Genomic DNA, 15,647 nt, shown 5'->3' with positions numbered 1-15,647 from the left:
AAATTGCCCGTATAGCCCTGGGCATCGATATGTTCAATGGACTGCAAAAAGAGATCGTTAACCGTCAGGATAAACGGATCCATGTCGGCAAATCCGGTCTGACCGCAACTCCTGGCGGAGACCATGCACCGGCAGCCAAAGGGCCGCAGCGGATAGAGGGGACAGGCATTGTGAATCAGCATCGGGCAGGGCCCGGCATCGGGGTTCAACTGCTCCTCGGGCGGATCACCGTCGCGGGAACAGATATCGGCCAGGCGGTTGATGGACACCCGGGGCACGAAGCGGTCGGGATGAGACGTTTGGTGGATGGTTTCCAGTCTGTCCGTTTCCCCGTGCTGATGCAGGTGGGTGACGATCCGGTACCCCTCTAAAGTGGTCATGGTCACATTGGCCGTACAGCAGTGGGCGCAGTACTTTTCACACGCCAGGTCAAATTGGCTCACAAACCGGTCGTAGATGCCGAGCATGTGTTCCAATACGGTCAGTTTGGCATTCAGATCCATTGGCAATGGCTTTCCATGGGGTCAACGGCCACGTGGTTTCACGTGTGTGTATACCCCAATCCATTGCATTTTTCCAGTGCTTCCGGGCCCGATGATAACCTTGACAAAATTCGGACGCCTGGGTAGATGAGTCTTGGATCAGCTTGCTAAGAACGAAAATGGAGGATGCCATGACCAGCCCAGTCTATTTCATCGATATGCGGGCCACCATCAAGGAAAATTTCATCGCTAAAATCGGACGGCTCATGGAAGCCGCCGGCATAGCGACACTGGTTGATCAGCGCGATCTGACGGCGGTGAAAATCCATTTTGGAGAGATGGGCAATGCGGCCTTCATCCGCCCGGTGTACGTTCGCAAAGTGGTGGAAATGATCAAAAAAGCCGGTGCAGTGCCATTCCTGACCGATGCCAACACCCTTTACGCCGGCACCCGCAGTGACGCGCCCCATCACCTGACCACCGCCATAGCCAACGGATTCGCTTACGCTGTGGTGCAGGCGCCGCTGATAATCGCCGACGGCCTGCGGGGCAAAAATGAAACCAGGGTGCCGATCGATCAGAAACGCTTTGCGTCGGTGTACATTGGCACGGATATAATAGAAGCCGATGCCCTGGTCTCCGTGGCCCACTTCAAAGGCCACGAATTGTCCGGCTTCGGTGGAACCATCAAGAACGTGGGCATGGGGTGTGCTTCCCGTAAGGGCAAAATGGCCCAGCACTCGGGCCTGTCTCCCAAAATCTCGGGAGAGCAGTGCATCGGCTGCGGCGAGTGCCAGGACCATTGCTCCCAGCATGCCATCGCGATGGTCGAAGAGAAAGCCCAGATCGACGCCGACCTCTGCATCGGCTGCGGCGAGTGCATTCTCATCTGCCCCAACGAAGCCATTGAGGTGCAGTGGAGCCGCTCCATACCGGTCTTTCTGGAAAACATGGTCGAATATACCCTGGGTGTGCTCAAGGGAAAACCGGGCAAAGCCCTTTTTCTGAATTTCATCACCGATGTATCGCCGGCGTGCGATTGCTATCCGTCCAACGACGCCCCCATCGTTAAGAATATCGGTGTCGTGGCCGCCACCGATCCGGTTGCCATCGACCAGGCGTCGGTGGATCTGGTAAATGCCGAGCCGGCCCTGGCCGGTACGCGGCTGTCCGCCAACACCGCTCCCGGTGAAGACAAGTTCAAAGGAATTTATCCCCAAGTGGACTGGGAGATCCAGCTGGACTACGCGGAAAAATTGGGCCTGGGCACCCGAAAATATGAACTGGTGCGAATTTAATCCGACATGATGCGGACCGCCGTTCACATGGCCCTTCACATTCTGGTGCCGGGCGTCGTTGCCCGCTTTGGATTTCCAGACCGCTGGAAGGAATCCTGGGCGATAATGGTCGCCACCATGGCCGTCGACCTGGATCACCTGCTGGCCTCACCGATCTTCGACCCCGACCGCTGCAGCATCGGCTTTCATCCCCTGCACACCTGGCAGGCCATGGTGGTCTTTTTGGTACTGACCGCTGTTCCCAAAACCCGCTGGGTGGGATTGGGCCTTTGCATGCATATGATGCTGGACGGGCTCGACTGCCTGTGGATGGCCTGAACCGGCAACATGGTGGTCGAGGCATCGTGAAACCAGACCGGTGCGCCACCCGATGTGCGCAGCCCCCTGTTTTCAGTTTTTACCAGATTTTGATGCTGCGCCCCTTGAATTCCAATAGTTCGTCGGTGGTCGATCTGAGTCGATCGGCTAAAACACCCGAAAAAACACGGAAGATGACATATCCGAAGGCCAGTTTGTCGGACCCGGTCAACTGCTCGATGTAGTAAATGTCCGTAGCCAGGCATACCGTTTCGCCAACGGCGACCGCCGAGGCGCTGCGGGGCGCGCACTCGAGGGCGCCCATTTCACCGAAAACATCCCCCCGGCGCTTGAGCTGAACCACCGGTTTGCCGTCCTTCATCAACCGGACTTGTCCATAGACCAGAAAGTAGAGCCAGGTATCGGCGCTGCCCTGCTCGAAAATGGTTTCGCCCGATTTGTACTTCCTGATTTTGCTCATGGCCATCAGGTGGTGCAGTTCATCGTCCTGAAACGGTTCGAAGATTTCAAATTTCTTAATGTCATTCAGAACCCTTTGGTTTCCTTTCAAAAAGTCAGTTTCCTGCATGGCGGTCCTCGCTGGCCCGTCTGCCCAATGAACGATCAAGGGCATAGGCGCCGGTTATAAAGGCAATTGAACACAAGGTTATTTTAGTTCAAATGCGCCTCAAGGCAACACGTTTTTTTACCCTGAATCGGGCTGGAGATGCGGCCGAATGCCCCACCTTGGGCAAGAAAGAGGACCGTCAGGGCAGGTATTACGGTTTCTCGGACCGGTGTTCAAGTCTGGCGAACCAGGCCTTGATGACCGCATTGGCCAGCGTGGCCAGGGGAATGGCAAAGAAAAGGCCCCACAGGCCCCACAAGCCGCCGAACAGAAGTACAGCGACGACAATGGCCACCGGGTGAAGGTTCACCACCCCGGATAAAAGCAAGGGCGCCAGCAGGTTGCCGTCCAGAATCTGGATCACCGCATAGACAGCCATGGCCGCGGCAAACTCACTGCTCCACCCCCACTGGATAAAGGCGGCCAGGGCCATCACAAAGCCCATGACCGTCACGCCGATGTAGGGGATGATGACGGACAGCCCCACGAAAAGGGAGATCAACAGGGCGAACTGCAGCCCCAGGGCCTTGAACGAGGCATAGCTGATCCCCCAGATGATCAGCAGCTCCCAGCCCTTACCCCGGATGTAGTTGGTGATCTGAACGTTTGCCTCCTGCCACACGGTTTCGGTAAGGTCCATGTTATCGGGCAGAAAACGCCGACCCCAGCCCAGAAGCAGCATTTTGTCCTTGAGCAGAAAAAAAACCATGAAGGGCACCAGCACCAGATATACCACCAGGTGGATGAGTTCCACAACCGATGCCAATGACAGGGTCAGTACCCGTTTGCCCAGCGTGGATATGCCGGTGTTGAGAAAATCGATTATCTGCCCGACCTGGTTTTCGGAAATAAGCTCCGGGTAGCTGGTGGGCAGCTGGAGCAGTCGGTATTGAACCGTGGAGAGCATACCGGGCAGCTGCTGAACCAACTGGCTGATTTGCTTGACGGTCAGCGGAATCAGCCACAGAATCATGACGATCATCCCGACCATAAAAACGACAAAAACAATCGCGACGGCCGGCAGCCGGGGCAGACGGGAACGCTGAAGCACGCCGACCATGCCTTCGAGGAGATATGCGATGATGATACTGATGAACACAGGCGCCAACAGACTGCCCAGAAAATAGACCAGGCCCGCTCCCGCGATCAGCATGATTCCGAGAATCACCCGCTGGGGGTCTGAAAAATGCCGATTTTTCCACTCTCTGAAGATCTCAAACATGGGTTGACGACCCTGTTCCCTGTTGGTCCTGCCGCCTATGCAACTGGTTCAGGCCGAATCAGCGGCGGTGTTCGGTCACGGCCGGCGAAAACCTTCAAAATCGATATCCGTACACCAACCCCAGGTTGTCCATGCCTTCGTTGGGTGACGCCAGATAAGCATTGGACAAATGGTCGAAGACGACCATAAGCCGGTGGCGGCGGTTGAAGGCATAGCCGATTTCGATTGGGATTCTAAACAGAACTTGCGCTCCCAGGGATTTGCGGTCGGCCGTATCCGTATCCCGCTTGCCGTTATGCAGGGCCAGGCCCAATCCCGCTGAGAAAAAAAAGGCTGAGTCCGGCTCCCACCTGAGTAGAACTCCCCCATATGCCCTGCTGGTATCACCGCGGGTATTGAGGCTGATGCCTGCGTTGGGGTAGGCGGCGGCACAAAACAGGTGGAACAGCGCACGGTTGAAAAGCACCTCGAGGCCAAGATCGGGGCCCTTCTCCTTGGAATCACCGCTCCACAGTCCGTCAACATCATGGCCGATCACACCGGCACGGATCTCCCTGATTGGACCGGTGGATGATGGATCGTCATCGGCATAACCACTCACGACCATCAGCACAACCAGGACCGGTGTCCAGAACCCGGAAAAAAGGCCGCCATACAGCCCAGACGCGTTCAAAAGAATCATTCAGCGGTGTCCATCGGCAGCGCACAGGTTTCGCCCTGCATCGATTTTTTGGCATCCACATAATAGGCGGCGGCCAGGGCGGCCGTACATCCATCTGCTGCAGAAAGGACGATCTGGCGGGCAAATTTTTCCCGCAGATCCCCGATCACGTATATACCGGGAGTGTTGGTCTCACACTTGTGGTCGGTCATCACCATGCCGTCGGCGTTCATGCGGGTACCGGCAGGGACCAGTTCGTTGTTGGGGTTGAATCCGATGAAGATGAACACCCCGTTCACTTCCAGCTGGCGACGCTTTGCCGTGACGGTATCTTTCAGCCCGACGCGGTCGACACCATCGCTGCCGGCCTTGATCTCCGTAACCACGGTGTTCCAGAGCATCTCGATGTTGCAGTCGTTAAAAATTCGCTGCTGAAGGATCTTGCTGGCCCGCAGCTGGTCCCGGCGATGGGCAATGTATACCTTCTTGCACAGCTTGGCCAGGTAAAGGGCCTCCTCCGCAGCGCTGTCTCCTCCGCCGACCACCACCACCGTCTTCCCCCTGAAGAAGAATCCGTCGCAAGTGGCGCAGTAGGAAACACCCTTGCCATAGAACTCGCGTTCGCCAGGCACATTAAGCTTCTTCGGGCTGCCGCCGGTGGCCAGTATCACCGCATGGGATTTCAACACCGCTGCGTCGGCCAGTTTGACGGTGTGGTAATCGAGCCCCGGGTCCAGCGCCGTCACCTCCTGAGAGATCATCTCCAGGTCGTAGGACTGGGCGTGCTGGGTAAATCTCATGGAGAGTTCGGCCCCGCTGACATGGGTGAAGCCCAGGTAATTTTCCACCTCGTCACTCATGGTCACCTGGCCGCCGGTAACCCCTTTTTCCACCAGTACGGTTTTCATTGCGGCACGCATGGCATAAATGGCAGCACATAACCCCCCCGGTCCGCCGCCGATGATTACCAGATCATAAAAATCGGATTGTGCCATCGTCAACCTCCCTTTTTCCGCTCGGACAGGGCTTTTTTCAGCTGATCTCCCAGCGTCCCCAAGGCATCCGTATTTCCGCCGGAAAATTCCTGCCAGCCCTGGTTATCTGTTCCATCACCGGTGCCAAGTGAGATTTTGCGTTCCCTGGGATTGACTCCATCGATGGTCACGGTGATGGCGGCCCCGGGCTTGAGTGCGTCGATTTGGGCCGATTTTTCCGAGGCGGCGATCTTCGATTTGGGGAGCAGGCCGGTTATGCCCGGCGCCAGGTTCACCAAGACACCGAAGCCCTCTTTTTTTTCCACCCGTCCCTGTACCGTTCCACCCGGCTTGAATTTTTCCTCGATGTCCGCCCAGGGGTCGCCCTCGGCATCCTTGATGCTCAGAGAAATCCGCTTGCGGTCAAGGTCGAACTCCTTAACCACCACCATGATCTCGTCACCTGGACCCACCACCTCTTCCGGACGCATTACCCTGCGCGTATAGCTCATTTCGCTGATGTGCACCAACCCCTCGATGCCGGGGAACAGCTCAACGAACGCACCGAAGTTGGCGCATCGGGTTACCTTGCCCATCAACTTGTCTCCCACGCGAACCCGGCTCGGGGCATCGGTCCAGGGGTCACCCATGGCCTGCTTTACCGAAAGCGAGATCTTTTTGGATCCCGGCTTGTCGCCGTCCTTGACACCGAGGACCTTCACCTGGAGTCGATCACCCACCTTGACGGCTTCCTCGGGGGTATCCAGCCTGGACCAGCTCAGCTCACTGATATGCACCAGCCCCTCCACCCCGGGGGCCAGGGCTACAAAAGCACCGAAAGGCATGATGCGGACCACCGTTCCGTCGAAGACCGCATCCGCGTCCAGCTTTTCCATAAAGGCCTTGCGGCTGGCCTCCAGCTCCTTTTGAAGGATGTCGCGCCGTGAGATCACCACGTTGCGGCCGCGCTCTTCGAAGCGTTTGATGATAAAGGGAAAAGTCTGGCCCACGTATGTTTCCGGGTCTTCCACATAGGCCAGGTCCATCTGGCTGATGGGACAAAATGCCCGCTGTTTGATCACCTCCACATGGAAGCCGCCCTTGACGACAGCCACCACTTTGCCCTCCACCGGAATGCGCTGCTCCCAGGCATCCCTGAGCATATTCAGTCCGCCGATGCCGGAAATGGCCCTGGAGAGGCGAATTTCACTTTCGTCGGCGGCAACGACGTACAAATCCAGTTCGTCGCCTAAGACAAGGGAGAGCTGGCCATCGTCGTCGAGCAGCTCGGATCGCTCCACCACGCCGTCCACTTTGGTGCCTGTGTCCACAAACACGCTGCTGCTGCCAATGGAGATGATTCGTCCACGGATACGGTCGCCCACCTGGATATTTTCATTCATGCCGGCACTGTAGGATTCGAACAGTTCGGCAAAGCTCGCTTCCGCCTCAGGGGATTCGTTTTCAAAATCGTCGTTCATGGTTGATCTCCCAGTTCATTAAAAGGTGCGGCAACTTCACCAGAAAACAATCACTTTTGCAAGCCTATTGTCGGTTGATGACCAATTCGAGGGTCTCGGGCCAGGACCCGGTTCATCGGCGGATACACCGGCCTGAATATCCGTGAACGGGGTTGACAACGGCCTCAAGATGAATAAGCTTTCCCTAGCAATGACAATGCCAATCGATAGGCTTGGCTGCACCAGTCTACTCCACCGGCATTGCGCCGCTTTGGTTGCCGAAGCGGCCGTTGGTTGCCGGAACATCCACCCAATCTGCCAGGAGGAGAAGTCATGGCCGTCATCAAATGGGATCCGCTGGGAAATGTTGCCACCCTGCAGGACCGCATCAACAAGCTCTTCGATGATTCGTTTCCCCATCAGGTGCATGATCAGGACAAGGTACCCCTGTGCGCCTGGACACCCAGTGTGGATATTTATGAAACCGACCAGGGGGTCGTCATTGCCGCCGATTTGCCCGGGGTGAATAGGGAGGATGTCGTGGTGGAAGTCAAGGACAATGTGATGACCATCAGCGGACAGCGATCGGCCGATCCTGCACTCCAGGCAACCAACTACTATCGCCGGGAACGCATATGCGGCAAATTTCACCGGGCCTTCACCCTGCATGCCATGATCCTGCCGGAGGAGATCAAGGCGAAATTCAAAAATGGCGTGCTGGTGGTGGAAATCCCCAAGCCAGAAGAGGACAAACCCAGGCAGATCGCCGTGGACATTGATTGAGCGCCTGCATGGGTAACCCGATCCATAAGGAGCATCGCCATGAAATCAAGACAAATCGTACCCAACGAAAAAGAGTGCATCAGTCAGTGCATCATTAAATTCTGGTCCGGTTCGGATCGAAAGATTGAGAATCGGGATGAGCAGTATGAACGCTGCCTGACCAACTGCGATGTCTGCGGCTCGGCCTGACCGAGTCGCCAAAACATAAAACGGGCCCGTTTTGCGCTGAAATGATCGCGCGGACAGCGGCCTTAAGCGGCGCATCAAAAAAGCCCCACGGGCACAATCGAATGTCCGTGGGGCTTTGTCTATCCGTTCATCGCCTTAACCGGATCAAGATCGATGTCCAGCTCCTGGCTGGGCGGGGATACCATGAACCCTATCAACCCAACCGAACACGTTCATCAACAGGGGCGGATGTTGGCCAACCGGGTCAGGAAGCGGTATAAACACCTGCGCAACCGCTTCAACCGACAGAATATAGAGGTCTTCCGGCTGTACGACTGGGATATTCCCGAAATCCGTGCCGTGGTGGACTGGTACGGTGGGCACCTGGTGATCGGCGAGTATATGCGGCGTCAGTCGGTGCCCGAATGGCTGCCCCTGATGGGCCGGGCCGTCTCCGAGGCCCTGGATGTACCGACGGAAAAGGTTCACCTGAAACAGCGCTGGGCCGGCCGACAGGATGGCAGCCGCTACGAACGCATCGACCAAACCGACAGGAAAATCGTCCTTTCCGAAAGGGACCTCAAGTTTCTGGTCAATCCATATGATTTTGTCGATACGGGTCTGTTCGCCGACCACCGGGACACCCGGCAGATGGTCCGGGCGCTGGCGGCCGGAAAAGATTTTCTCAATCTGTACTGCTACACGGCATCATTTACATGCTACGCCGCCAGGGGCGGCGCCCGAAAAACGGTCTCCGTCGACCGCTCGGGGAACGTCATCCAATGGGCGCGTGAGAACTTCACGCTAAACGGCCTGGACCCGGCTGCCAACCGGCTGGTCCAGGCCCACACCTTCGACTTTCTGAAAATTGCCGCCCGCGAAAAGCAGCGCTTCGATCTGGCCGTAGTGGATCCACCCTCCTACTCCACCACCAAAACCCGCAACGTGGCTTTCGACATCGTCAGCGACCATGCCCGGCTGCTGGAAGCCGTGCGTGAGCTGCTTCGACCGGGGGCCACCTTGTTTTTCTCCACCAACCACCAGAACTTCGAACCCCGCATGGCTGGGTTGAAGGCTGCAGCTGTCAAGGAAATCACCGCCGAAACGATCCCCGAGGATTACCTCAACAAACGCAAAACCATCCACCGCTGCTGGCGCATCACGATCGCATAGGGTTGATCCAATTCCCGGGTCTCGATATGGGCCCGTATGCTTTGCGATCAATGCCTTTCGGGTGAACGCGAACCGGGTCGGAAAGGGCTTTGATGATGGCCCGCAGGATCGCCACGCCGCCCTTAGAATTGCCCTTTCAGGGTCAGGCCTGCAAACGGCGCCGTGTCGTAGTCCGTCTCCCCCCGTTTGTTGCCGTTTTCATCTTCGATGGCGATACTGCCGCCAATCAAGGCTCCGCCGTTGAGGTCCAGCCGGAAGTGCTCGCCCAGGCGCCAGCCGATCCGAATGAAGGGCGCCCAGAAATCCACTTCGCCGATGCCGTCAGCCACCACGCTGCTGTCGTCCAGGCGGAAACGGTATGACCGGTAGGCACCGCCCACGCCCATCTCCAGGACGGCGTCCCGGGTGTAGACCAGCTCCAGTCCGGCCGGCCCCACCGGCCCGGCGCGAAAGGGGTTGGCCAGCCGCAGTCGATCATTGATCTTCCAGTCGATGACCACAAAAGGAAAGACCTCCGACTGATCCAGACGTTCAAAAACACCGGCGCCCAGACCCAGCACCAGACCCGGCCCGAAGGCGTAGGCCGCTGAGAGCACCGCACCGTAGGAGAGGGATTCACCGGCATGGGCGCCGCTCGCAACGGCAAAATCGATGGAAGGCACAACCCCGAACCGCCAATTGCTTGCGGTGCTGTAAAAAACGGCAAGGCTGATGCCCGGCCTGAAAATCTCATCCCACAGGTCGACGCCGGACAGGCCGTCGATGCCGGAAAAATCCCAGCGTTCGTAATCGAGGCCCAGTCCGAGGCCCACCGTCCAGTGTGGGTCGATGAAGCGGGAAACGTCGAACCGCAGGTAATGGCGATGCACATCGAAACTGCCGCCGCTGTCCAGATCGGTTGCGAACTGGTAAATGGGGGTGTAGGAGAACCGGTAGCTGGTTGGGGTGCGTTCCCTTTGCGAAGCAGCCGACGAGCGGGCATCGGCTGGGCCGACCAGCAGCACTGCGAGTATGACCATCAATGAGACCAATCGAGCCTGAGTCGGCCGGACAGGATGCATCGGTACCTCCTTGCGAGAAAATTGGCCGCGGGTCGGGAAACGCGAGACACCTCTGATCAGCGATGCCAGGGCCGCGGCAGAGGCACCTTGATCCCGAAATTGACAAACCGGATCCACTCCGGCCGGCGCATCTCCGCTGGAAGCTGACCGGATCGTTTTCATCCGGCCCCACAGGCCAAGCCACCGGCCTGCGGCGCCTCGACTGCACTTGTGGCCGGCAGCCTAAAATCTGAAGCGAATGCCCGCGCAGAGCACATTCGAGCCACCGTCATCGGCCACGCTGCCGAACCCGTCCGAACGGTGATGCAGCCGCATCATGATTTCCCAGTCAGCCGCAGGCGGGCCAAGGGTCAGCTCCCCAAACCAGTAGATCAGCCAGCGGCTGCTTTCGCCGCTGGTTTCCACCTCGACTTGCGGTACGCGGGTGGCATAGGAGGGACCAATCCCCCATGCCAGGCTGGTGGCCAGGTATGTTTCCCAGGGAAACCGGTGCCAGCGCAATCCGACGATGGGTAAATTGAACTCCCAGTGGTCCTGTTCACCGACGTACTTGCCCACCTGGGCCTCAACCTCCCAAGAGAGCTTGTCGTCGAACAGGCGGGCGAACGTCCAGGAACCTGCCGCCACGATAATCGTCGCATCGGCAAAGTCAGCCTCAGACGAAACCGCATCTTCCCATTTTTCTTTGGTCAGCTGTCCGGCGTAGATGGCCAGGGCAAGGTCCTGCGCCAGGGCGCGTCCGGGATCTGCACCCAACATAAAAACCACCAGCAGGGCCAGGATCGGATTGATTCGGTTTATCATCATGCGCCTTGATACCATCTCCCGGCACGGGGATCAAACCCGTTTTGTTCCTGGTGGCGCCCGAAGGCGTTTGTTTCCGGATGTTGACGGGGTCCTGAGAGGCCGGTCTTGCCGTTGCTCGTTGTGGGTATTTTTTCTCTTATCATTGCGGCATTATATTCACAATCTACCACCTGTCGGCAGGTTGTAGATTTCTTTTCCTATTGAAATTATATAGAAATTTTGATTTCCCAGCTATTGGCATGCTTATTGTTAATATGGGGCTGATCGCGCGTAAAACCGAAAAGCGCGGTCGTTTTCCCATTTAGACGGGTTGGCCGCCATTCAGTCAACGGCAGGGGTTTTTTTAGTCCGCAACGGCGGCATCGCGGACAAATCCAGGAGGGAGTAAAACAATGATCGATAGAATAGACCATCGTCCCACGCCGCGAGGCTTCGAGGATGCTGAAGAACGCAGCGGCAAGGAGAGGCGAAAAGTCCATACCATGCTGGACCCGAAAATAGACAAAAGGAAGGGAGATCGGCGCAATAAAAAGGGGAACGCGCGCTAAAGGTGTTTTGCGGGTACCTGCCGGTTCAATGCAGCCATCAGTCCAACGGCCAGCAGAGCCAGGGTCAAAAACACCACAAACCCGTGAGAATAGCCGGCATTGCCATTGAGTTTGACGAAAAACCCCATCAGTGGCGGTATAACGAACCCGCCGAATGCACCTAGCCCGCCGACAATACCGGCTGCACCACCAACCGCAGCCGGCGTGTATTTGGGGACCAGCTTGAAAACCGCCGCATTGGCAAATCCCATGCCCAGCGCCAGGAGAATCACGCCCGCCAGCGCCCCACCGATTGACCGGCCTGACAGGATCATCATCAACGAGCCGGCGGCGACGACCCCGAACGAGGCCAGGGTGACTTTTTCTCCGCCGACGCGATCGGCAGCATAGCCGCCGGCAACACGGAAAAGACTGGCGGAAAGTGAGTACAACGCGGTCAGCAGGCCGGCCTGGACCAACCCGATGGTAAACAGTTCGGACCAATAGGTCGGAAACCAGACGGTGAGCGCGATAAACCCGCCAAAGGTGATGAAATAGTAGTAGGTCAGCACCCATGTGCGCCAGTCGGATCCGGCCTTTCGGATCGAATCCATGGCTTTGCCTGAAGGAAGCAGCTCTTCCCCACAGGCCAGCAACAGGGCGTCCGGGTCGATCTCGATGCCCATTTCCCGGTATTGAAAATACGGGGCGTCCTGCATGTATATGAACACCAGCACGACAAGTAAAACCAGAATCCCAAGCCAGAGCACATATGAAATGGTGAACCCCAGCCAGACGACCAAAGAGGGCAGGAGAAGTGCAAACATACCGGGTGCCAGGTTTCCTAGCCCGGCATAGATGGCCAGTGCCGACCCTTGGACCCGCTGAGGATACCAGTAGGAAACCGATGGGATGCCCACGGAAAAAGTGGCAATGCCGCAGCCGCTCAATATACCGAACAGCAGAAAAAAGGGATAGTGGGCTGGCTGCGGGTCGGGAAACAGACCGAACATCAAGGTGATGCCGGCAACGCCCAGGACGGCCATGGTGAGGAGAATCAGGATCGGTTTTTTCCCGCCTGTGCGATCCACCATGGCGCCGAAGGGAATCCTCAACAAAGAGCCGGTTAAGGCGGGACTGGCGGCGAGCAACCCCATCAGCAGCGGGCTTAGCGTCATGGTCTGCTTGAGGGTGGGTACGATAGGGCCGAAGGCGGAGACACCCGCAAATCCGCCGAAAAATGCGATGGTTGACCAGGTTAAGGCTTCTCGCGGACTGGATTTGGCGTAGCAGACATTTTCATTCATCAGATTCACCTCACAGGTTACCACCCGGTCGGCATACGGCTCAGCGGTTGGACGTTGGCAGCCCGGGACGCGGCACCCCACGACGAAACAGGATATGGCTTCTAAAATAATAGGTCAGCGGCAGACTCCATATGTGGATCAGGCGGCTGAATGGCGAATAACCGAGCAGCGCCCAGGCTGCGATCACATGAATTTTGAAGCCGAGGGGAACCGTCTTCATCAGCATGGCATCGGGCGTGAAGGTCACGATCCCCCGGATCCAGGGTGCCACGGTAAACAGCACGTTGAAATGCCCGAACACCACATTGAAAAGCCCGGTGCCGACGACAATGACCAGCGCGCCGATGGTGATGGTGTCGTTTGTCCGATTGACCGCCTGGACGCGCGGGTGGGTCAAACGTCGCTTCAGCAGGAGCAGCAGGCCGGCAAAAGCGGCCAGGCCGACAGCCAGGCCGCTCCAGTAGGCGATCGCCAGATGCGCCTGGCTGTCGATGCCGAAGCGGTCAAAGACCCGCTGCGGAATCAGCAGGCCGCCGGCATGGCCCAGAAAGGTGAACACGATGCCCCAGTGAAACAGCACCGATCCCGGGAAGAGGGCTTTTTTTTCCAGAAATTCACTGGAACGGGCGTTCCACCCATAGCGGTCGGTCACGTAGCGGTAGCCGTGTCCGACCACGAAGGTGGTGAGACACAAATAGGGAAAGACCGTGAAAATGAGCGTATAGAACAGGTCCATGTGATTTCCTCCTGCGGGCTACGCATTTGCTCCGGGCGGATGGTCGCCGTTGTCGACCGATGGGCAGTGTTTAACTGCCATGCGAACAATCGGTTGCAACAAGGCCGCGTAGACGGGTGCATTTTTTTCCAGACGTGCAACCAGCGGCTGGAGGCCTTGCAGGCACTGCCAAACCGGTCCGGTATGTTCCGGATGCGGACATATCGAAAGAAATTCGAGCAGCATGGGCAGATAATCGGGCAATTCCCCCGTGATGCGCTCCCACCCGGCCTGCTCGTAGTTGTGCTGCAGGTTCGCCAGCGCAGCCGCCCGCTTTTCGTTCTCGCCATATGCGTGGTAGGTCATGTTCAAAGTCGCTGCAGGATCGATGTCGAAGAGCGCCGTATATCTCTCCTGGGCGTGGATGGGATTCAGGGTTTTAAGCTCGCTGACAAACGCCTGGATGGCAGCTTTCGTTTCTGACAGCGGCCAATTGGTGACAGACGATTCAATCTCATCCAGGCTGTTTAACAGGTCCTCGTCGGGATAGTGCAGCAGCACAGACAGCACGTGCAGCGAATCGGTCGGGTGTCCGGTCATCGTCGGTCTGTCCTTCCCATCGTATGTGCTTAACATGCTTCACCAAAGCCGCAGCAGCCCTGCCGGGCGTAGTTATCGTCATCCTGAACGGGTTTGGTCGGCAGAACAAAACGATCCTCCAGGCGCGCCAGGGCCAGCAGGCGATACATCTTTCCGACCGTTTCTTCGTCGAGTCCCACCGCATCGAGCAGGCCGGTGTCGGACCGCTTTTCCACCCGCTGGGCCCGCATGTATTGACGAACGGCCGAGAGGCGTTTGAGGGCCGTCCGGACGGGGGCCTCGTCACCGGCGGTGAGCAGGTTGGCCAGGTAGGCCATGGGAATGCGCATGCGGTCGATGGTCTCCGATTCCCGGGAAGAATCCACCTGGCTGCTGACCGGACTCAGCGGCGGCACGTACCACACCATGGGCAGGGTCCGAAATTCGGGGTGCAGCGGCAGGGCCAGACGCCACGCTTTGATCAGGGCATAGGTCGGCGACCGCCTGGCGGCCGCCAGCATGTTCGGCGCGATTCCCTGGGCGGCGGCGCGGCGCGCGACATCGCGATCGTTGGGGTCGAGCAGGATCTCCAGGTGGGCCGGGTAGACGGACTGGTCGGACGGTGCGGCTGCCGCCTCGCCGATGCGGTCCGCATCGTAAAGTAAAACCCCCACGTAGCGGATGCGGCCGACGCAGCTGTGGGCGCACAGGGTGGTCAGGCCGGCCTCGACGCGGGGATAGCAGAAGATGCACTTTTCCGCCCGCCCGGTCTTCCAGTTGAAATAGACTTTCTTGTACGGACAGCCCGATACGCAGTAGCGCCAGCCCCGGCAGCGCTCCTGGTCCACCAGGACGATGCCGTCCTCATCACGTTTGTACAAGGCACCGGAGGGACAGGAAGCCACGCAGGCCGGGTTGAGGCAGTGCTCGCACAGGCGCGGCAGCCAGAACATGAACACGTTGCGAAACTGCAGGTAGGTCTGAATCTCCAGGTTTTTGAAATTGACGTCTCCGGCGCCGGTTTCGCCCAGGCCGGCCAGATCGTCCTCCCAGTTGGGACCCCACTTGAGTTTCATCGGTTGGCCGGTCAGGCGGGAATGGGGACGCACGGAGGGCTGGTGCTTGCGTTTGGGGCTTTCGATCAGCCGGGCATAGTCGTAATTCCACGGTTCGTAGTAGTCGTCGATGACCGGCAGGTCGGGATTGTGGAAGATGTTGAGGCCTTTGTGAACGCGGCCGCCGGCTTTTAGTTTCAGCGTGTCGCCACGAAGTTGCCATCCGCCTTTGTAAACCTCCTGGTTTTCCCATTTTTTCGGATAGCCGATGCCGGGTTTGCATTCGACGTTGTTGAACCACATGTATTCGGCGCCGTCGCGGTTGGTCCACACGTTTTTGCACGGGATGCTGCAGGTGTGGCAGCCGATGCACTTGTCCAGGTTCAACACCATGGCGTATTGGGCTTTAATCTTCATACCAGTCCACCTCCCCGGCTCTGCGCACGATGA

The 15,647-nt window shown here is 58.0% G+C and carries 18 protein-coding genes; 6 read left to right on the top strand and 12 right to left on the bottom strand.

Annotated elements, in window-relative coordinates:
• Positions 1-503 (bottom strand): hypothetical protein (locus R6V78_RS13555; protein ID WP_410289901.1); only part of this gene is annotated, 503 nt, incomplete at its 3' end.
• A gap of 170 nt (positions 504-673) precedes the next feature.
• On the opposite strand from R6V78_RS13555, the gene R6V78_RS13550 reads away from it, so the two are divergent.
• Positions 674-1,780: a DUF362 domain-containing protein gene (locus tag R6V78_RS13550; protein ID WP_410289900.1), complete on the top strand. Its 1,107-nt coding sequence runs from the start codon at positions 674-676 to the stop codon at positions 1,778-1,780.
• Positions 1,781-1,786: 6 nt separating this feature from the next.
• A complete protein-coding gene (locus R6V78_RS13545; protein WP_410289899.1) occupies positions 1,787-2,098 on the top strand; it encodes a DUF6122 family protein in 312 nt (103 codons plus the stop codon).
• Between the two features lie 79 nt (positions 2,099-2,177).
• Here the strand turns inward: R6V78_RS13545 and R6V78_RS13540 are convergent, their stop codons facing one another.
• From R6V78_RS13540 to R6V78_RS13520, 5 genes are all read right to left on the bottom strand, one after another.
• Complete coding sequence (locus tag R6V78_RS13540; RefSeq protein ID WP_410289898.1) at positions 2,178-2,648, bottom strand: cyclic nucleotide-binding domain-containing protein; 471 nt, start codon at positions 2,646-2,648, stop codon at positions 2,178-2,180.
• Between the two features lie 208 nt (positions 2,649-2,856).
• Positions 2,857-3,927 (bottom strand): AI-2E family transporter, encoded by a 1,071-nt coding sequence (locus tag R6V78_RS13535; RefSeq protein WP_410289897.1) that lies wholly within the window; start codon positions 3,925-3,927, stop codon positions 2,857-2,859.
• 94 nt (positions 3,928-4,021) lie between these two features.
• On the bottom strand, positions 4,022-4,609 hold the full coding sequence (locus R6V78_RS13530) for an acyloxyacyl hydrolase (RefSeq protein WP_410289896.1): 588 nt from the start codon (positions 4,607-4,609) through the stop codon (positions 4,022-4,024).
• Entirely contained in the window at positions 4,606-5,583 is a 978-nt protein-coding gene (trxB, locus tag R6V78_RS13525) for a thioredoxin-disulfide reductase (protein ID WP_410289895.1), read from the bottom strand. The genes R6V78_RS13530 and trxB overlap by 4 nt, the downstream gene beginning before the upstream one ends.
• 2 nt (positions 5,584-5,585) lie before the next feature.
• Positions 5,586-7,043, bottom strand: a complete 1,458-nt coding sequence (locus R6V78_RS13520) for a 30S ribosomal protein S1 (RefSeq protein WP_410289894.1) — start codon at positions 7,041-7,043, stop codon at positions 5,586-5,588.
• Between the two features lie 312 nt (positions 7,044-7,355).
• Here R6V78_RS13520 and R6V78_RS13515 point away from each other — a divergent pair, with 312 nt between their 5' ends.
• From R6V78_RS13515 to R6V78_RS13505, 3 genes are all read left to right on the top strand, one after another.
• Positions 7,356-7,805, top strand: a complete 450-nt coding sequence (locus tag R6V78_RS13515) for an Hsp20/alpha crystallin family protein (protein ID WP_410289893.1) — start codon at positions 7,356-7,358, stop codon at positions 7,803-7,805.
• A gap of 39 nt (positions 7,806-7,844) precedes the next feature.
• Complete coding sequence (locus tag R6V78_RS13510) at positions 7,845-7,994, top strand: hypothetical protein (RefSeq protein WP_410289892.1); 150 nt, start codon at positions 7,845-7,847, stop codon at positions 7,992-7,994.
• A gap of 153 nt (positions 7,995-8,147) precedes the next feature.
• On the top strand, positions 8,148-9,146 hold the full coding sequence (locus R6V78_RS13505) for a class I SAM-dependent methyltransferase (RefSeq protein WP_410289891.1): 999 nt from the start codon (positions 8,148-8,150) through the stop codon (positions 9,144-9,146).
• 122 nt (positions 9,147-9,268) lie between these two features.
• Here the strand turns inward: R6V78_RS13505 and R6V78_RS13500 are convergent, their stop codons facing one another.
• Both R6V78_RS13500 and R6V78_RS13495 read right to left on the bottom strand, forming a co-directional pair.
• Complete coding sequence (locus R6V78_RS13500) at positions 9,269-10,207, bottom strand: hypothetical protein (protein ID WP_410289890.1); 939 nt, start codon at positions 10,205-10,207, stop codon at positions 9,269-9,271.
• Positions 10,208-10,429: 222 nt separating this feature from the next.
• On the bottom strand, positions 10,430-11,014 hold the full coding sequence (locus R6V78_RS13495; RefSeq protein WP_410289889.1) for a hypothetical protein: 585 nt from the start codon (positions 11,012-11,014) through the stop codon (positions 10,430-10,432).
• Positions 11,015-11,406: 392 nt separating this feature from the next.
• On the opposite strand from R6V78_RS13495, the gene R6V78_RS13490 reads away from it, so the two are divergent.
• A complete protein-coding gene (locus tag R6V78_RS13490; protein ID WP_410289888.1) occupies positions 11,407-11,562 on the top strand; it encodes a hypothetical protein in 156 nt (51 codons plus the stop codon).
• Here R6V78_RS13490 and R6V78_RS13485 read toward each other — a convergent pair.
• From R6V78_RS13485 to narH, 4 genes are read right to left on the bottom strand one after another with little or no spacing between them, the layout of a single operon-like run.
• Positions 11,559-12,848 (bottom strand): MFS transporter, encoded by a 1,290-nt coding sequence (locus R6V78_RS13485; protein WP_410289887.1) that lies wholly within the window; start codon positions 12,846-12,848, stop codon positions 11,559-11,561. The two genes, R6V78_RS13490 and R6V78_RS13485, sit on opposite strands and share 4 nt — an antisense overlap.
• A gap of 40 nt (positions 12,849-12,888) precedes the next feature.
• Positions 12,889-13,584, bottom strand: coding sequence for a respiratory nitrate reductase subunit gamma (narI, locus tag R6V78_RS13480; RefSeq protein WP_410289886.1), 696 nt, complete (start codon positions 13,582-13,584; stop codon positions 12,889-12,891).
• An 18-nt stretch (positions 13,585-13,602) separates the two neighbouring features.
• Positions 13,603-14,163: a nitrate reductase molybdenum cofactor assembly chaperone gene (gene narJ, locus R6V78_RS13475; RefSeq protein WP_410289885.1), complete on the bottom strand. Its 561-nt coding sequence runs from the start codon at positions 14,161-14,163 to the stop codon at positions 13,603-13,605.
• Between the two features lie 29 nt (positions 14,164-14,192).
• The gene (gene narH / locus R6V78_RS13470; RefSeq protein WP_410289884.1) at positions 14,193-15,614 is read right to left on the bottom strand and encodes a nitrate reductase subunit beta; all 1,422 of its coding nucleotides are present in this window, start codon (positions 15,612-15,614) and stop codon (positions 14,193-14,195) included.
• Positions 15,615-15,647 lie beyond the last annotated feature (33 nt).

This window comes from Desulfosarcina sp., from assembly GCF_046496365.1.
Lineage (GTDB): Bacteria > Desulfobacterota > Desulfobacteria > Desulfobacterales > Desulfosarcinaceae > Desulfosarcina.
Note: the sequence above shows the minus strand (reverse complement) of the source record. Positions and strands in the feature narration are given on the sequence as shown.

Excerpts from the sequence above, each read along its gene's own strand:
- R6V78_RS13495 (WP_410289889.1), bottom strand. The coding sequence starts at position 11,014 with ATGATGATAAACCGAATCAATCCGATCCTGGCCCTGCTGGTGGTTTTT.
- narI (WP_410289886.1), bottom strand. The coding sequence starts at position 13,584 with ATGGACCTGTTCTATACGCTCATTTTCACGGTCTTTCCCTATTTGTGT.
- R6V78_RS13545 (WP_410289899.1), top strand. The coding sequence starts at position 1,787 with ATGATGCGGACCGCCGTTCACATGGCCCTTCACATTCTGGTGCCGGGC.
- R6V78_RS13510 (WP_410289892.1), top strand. The coding sequence starts at position 7,845 with ATGAAATCAAGACAAATCGTACCCAACGAAAAAGAGTGCATCAGTCAG.
- R6V78_RS13490 (WP_410289888.1), top strand. The coding sequence starts at position 11,407 with ATGATCGATAGAATAGACCATCGTCCCACGCCGCGAGGCTTCGAGGAT.
- R6V78_RS13535 (WP_410289897.1), bottom strand. The coding sequence starts at position 3,927 with ATGTTTGAGATCTTCAGAGAGTGGAAAAATCGGCATTTTTCAGACCCC.
- R6V78_RS13520 (WP_410289894.1), bottom strand. The coding sequence starts at position 7,043 with ATGAACGACGATTTTGAAAACGAATCCCCTGAGGCGGAAGCGAGCTTT.
- R6V78_RS13485 (WP_410289887.1), bottom strand. The coding sequence starts at position 12,848 with ATGAATGAAAATGTCTGCTACGCCAAATCCAGTCCGCGAGAAGCCTTA.
- R6V78_RS13550 (WP_410289900.1), top strand. The coding sequence starts at position 674 with ATGACCAGCCCAGTCTATTTCATCGATATGCGGGCCACCATCAAGGAA.
- narJ (WP_410289885.1), bottom strand. The coding sequence starts at position 14,163 with ATGACCGGACACCCGACCGATTCGCTGCACGTGCTGTCTGTGCTGCTG.
- R6V78_RS13530 (WP_410289896.1), bottom strand. The coding sequence starts at position 4,609 with ATGATTCTTTTGAACGCGTCTGGGCTGTATGGCGGCCTTTTTTCCGGG.
- narH (WP_410289884.1), bottom strand. The coding sequence starts at position 15,614 with ATGAAGATTAAAGCCCAATACGCCATGGTGTTGAACCTGGACAAGTGC.
- R6V78_RS13515 (WP_410289893.1), top strand. The coding sequence starts at position 7,356 with ATGGCCGTCATCAAATGGGATCCGCTGGGAAATGTTGCCACCCTGCAG.
- R6V78_RS13500 (WP_410289890.1), bottom strand. The coding sequence starts at position 10,207 with ATGCATCCTGTCCGGCCGACTCAGGCTCGATTGGTCTCATTGATGGTC.
- trxB (WP_410289895.1), bottom strand. The coding sequence starts at position 5,583 with ATGGCACAATCCGATTTTTATGATCTGGTAATCATCGGCGGCGGACCG.
- R6V78_RS13505 (WP_410289891.1), top strand. The coding sequence starts at position 8,148 with ATGTCCAGCTCCTGGCTGGGCGGGGATACCATGAACCCTATCAACCCA.